This window comes from Corynebacterium sp. HMSC070H05 (assembly GCF_001837615.1).
Classification (GTDB): domain Bacteria; phylum Actinomycetota; class Actinomycetes; order Mycobacteriales; family Mycobacteriaceae; genus Corynebacterium; species Corynebacterium coyleae.
In genome coordinates this window covers 1-3308 of record NZ_KV833289.1, presented here as the reverse complement: position 1 = coordinate 3308, position 3308 = coordinate 1, and the positions used below count along the sequence as shown (strand labels likewise).

At 53.8% G+C, this 3308-nt stretch carries 1 rRNA gene; it reads right to left on the bottom strand.

Annotated elements, in window-relative coordinates:
- Positions 1-22: 22 nt before the first annotated feature.
- Positions 23-3105, bottom strand: a 23S ribosomal RNA gene (locus HMPREF2617_RS02500).
- Positions 3106-3308: the final 203 nt, after the last annotated feature.

Here is a 3308-nt window from a genome sequence, read left to right as displayed (position 1 = left end):
TGTGTGGTTTGTTGAAAAACCGGGTGTTGGTTTGTTTGGTGTATTAGTACCGGTCGCCTCCACACATTGCTGTGCTTCCAGTTCCGGCCTATCAACCCAGTCGTCTTCTGGGAACCTCAAATGAAACCTCATCTTAAAACAGGCTTCCCGCTTAGATGCTTTCAGCGGTTATCCCTTCCGTACGTAGCCAACCAGCTGTGCTCCTGGCGGAACAACTGGCACACCAGAGGTACGTCCGTCCCGGTCCTCTCGTACTAGGGACAGCCTTCTTCAAGTTTCAACGCGCGCGGCGGATAGAGACCGAACTGTCTCACGACGTTCTGAACCCAGCTCGCGTGCCGCTTTAATGGGCGAACAGCCCAACCCTTGGGACCTACTCCAGCCCCAGGATGCGACGAGCCGACATCGAGGTGCCAAACCATCCCGTCGATATGGACTCTTGGGGAAGATCAGCCTGTTATCCCCGGGGTACCTTTTATCCGTTGAGCGACACCACATCCACAAGTAGGTGCCGGATCACTAGTCCCGACTTTCGTCCCTGCTCGACTTGTAAGTCTCGCAGTCAAGCTCCCTTGTGCACTTACACTCTAAACACCTGATTGCCAACCAGGCTGAGGGAACCTTTGGGCGCCTCCGTTACATTTTGGGAGGCAACCGCCCCAGTTAAACTACCCACCAGGCACTGTCCCCAACCCAGATCATGGGCCAAGGTTAGATATCCACTACGGTCAGAGTGGTATTTCAACAACGACTCCACAACCACTGGCGTGGCCGCTTCAACGTCTCCCACCTATCCTACACAAACCGCACCGAATGCCAATACCAAGCTATAGTGAAGGTCCCGGGGTCTTTTCGTCCTGCCGCGCGTAACGAGCATCTTTACTCGTAGTGCAATTTCACCGGGTCTGTGGTTGAGACAGCAGGGGAGTCGTTACGCCATTCGTGCAGGTCGGAACTTACCCGACAAGGAATTTCGCTACCTTAGGATGGTTATAGTTACCACCGCCGTTTACTGGGGCTTAAATTCTCCGCTTCGGACAAAAAGTCCTAACAGGTCCTCTTAACCTTCCAGCACCGGGCAGGCGTCAGTCCGTATACATCAACTTCATCGTCTTCGCACGGACCTGTGTTTTTGATAAACAGTCGCTCCCCTCTATTCTCTGCGACCCACGCCAGCAACCACGATCGTATGATCGGGCACCAGTTTGGGTCCCCCTTCTCCCGAAGTTACGGGGGTAATTTGCCGAGTTCCTTAACCACAGTTCTCCCGACCGCCTGAGTATTCTCTACTTGACTACCTGTGTCGGTTTCGGGTACGGGCCGTATACACACATCGCTAGAGGCTTTTCTCGGCAGTAGAGGATCACCAACATCACCCATATATGGGCTACGCATCACGCCTCACACTATTGACAGCCGCATTTGACATGCTGTCGTGCCACACGCTTGCACCGCAATCCAATAAGCGGCTTGGCTACCTTGCTGCGTCACCCCATCACTGACCTACAACGGATCAGGCCCCACGCATCACCACCAACCACACATCAAAGATGTGCATGTCGGTGGATCTGGGTGGTTAGTATCACCGCTTCGATACTGGGCGCGTATATACGGGTACGGGAATATCAACCCGTTGACCATCGACTACGCCTGTCGGCCTCGCCTTAGGACCCGACTCACCCTGGGAAGACGAACTTGACCCAGGAACCCTTAGTCATTCGGCGGATACGATTCTCACGTATCATTCGTTACTCATGCCTGCATTCTCACTCGCGTGCAGTCCACCGCTTCTTCCGATACGGCTTCACCCCACACACGACGCTCCCCTACCCATAGTAAAAACTATGCCGCGGCTTCGGCGGTGTGCTTGAGCCCCACTACATTGTCGGCGCAGAACCACTCGACCAGTGAGCTATTACGCACTCTTTCAAGGATGGCTGCTTCTAAGCCAACCTCCTGGCTGTCTTCGCGATCCCACATCCTTTTCCACTTAGCACACCCTTAGGGGCCTTAACCGGCGATCTGGGCTGTTTCCCTCTCGACTATGAAGCTTATCCCCCACAGTCTCACTGCAATGCTCAAACTTCACCGGCATTCGGAGTTTGGCTGACGTCACTAAGATGATAGTCCCGCTCGGCCATCCAGTAGCTCTACCTCCGGTAAGCACACATCACGCTGCACCTAAATGCATTTCGGGGAGAACCAGCTATCACGGAGTTTGATTGGCCTTTCACCCCTACCCACAGCTCATCCCCTCAGTTTTCAACCTAAGTGGGTTCGCGCCTCCACAACCTCTTACAGCTGCTTCACACTGGCCATGGGTAGATCACCCCGCTTCGGGTCCAGGACATGCCACTTGACACCCTCTTAGGATTCGCTTTCGCTACGACTACCCCACATAACGGGTTAACCTCGCGACATGCCGCTGACTCGCAGGCTCATTCTTCAAAAGGCACGCCATCACACACAAACGGTGCTCTGACGGATTGTAAGCGCATGGTTTCAGGAACTCTTTCACTCCCCTCCCGGGGTACTTTTCACCATTCCCTCACGGTACTATTCACTATCGGTCACACTGGGTATTTAGGCTTACCGGGTGGTCCCGGCAGATTCACAGCAGATTTCACGAGCCCGCTGCTACTCGGGGAAAACATGATCAGACAACATATGCAACGCCTTCACGTACGGGGCTAATCACCCGCTCCGGCACGCCATCCCAGACGTTTCCGCTAACGCACACACACCATCTTGCGGTCAGGTAGCCCGCAACGATCACACCCCACAACACCGCACACGCAACCCCTACCCAGGTATCACACGCACACGGTTTAGCCTCATCCGCTATCGCTCGCCACTACACACGGAATCACAAATTGTTTTCTTCTCCTGTGGGTACTGAGATGTTTCACTTCCCCACGTCACCTCCACACAGGCTATGCATTCACCTGCAGGTAACACCACACAATTGGTGTTGGGTTTCCCCATTCGGACATCCTCGGATCAACGCACTGTTGGCAACTCCCCGAGGCTTAACGCAGCCTCACACGTCCTTCATCGGCCCAGCATGCCAAGGCATCCACCATACGCCCGTAACACAAAACAACAATTACGGCCGCTACAAAAACTGCAGACAACTCAACAAACAAAAATTACACAAAAAGAACAAGATGCTCGCGTCCACTATACAGTTCTCACACAACACACACCCCACGAAGACCAACCACCACAACAGATGATCAACCAACAATGGAATGCCACAACAAGGAACACACAATGTTGCCCCAGACACCCAACAGCATGCCAACACA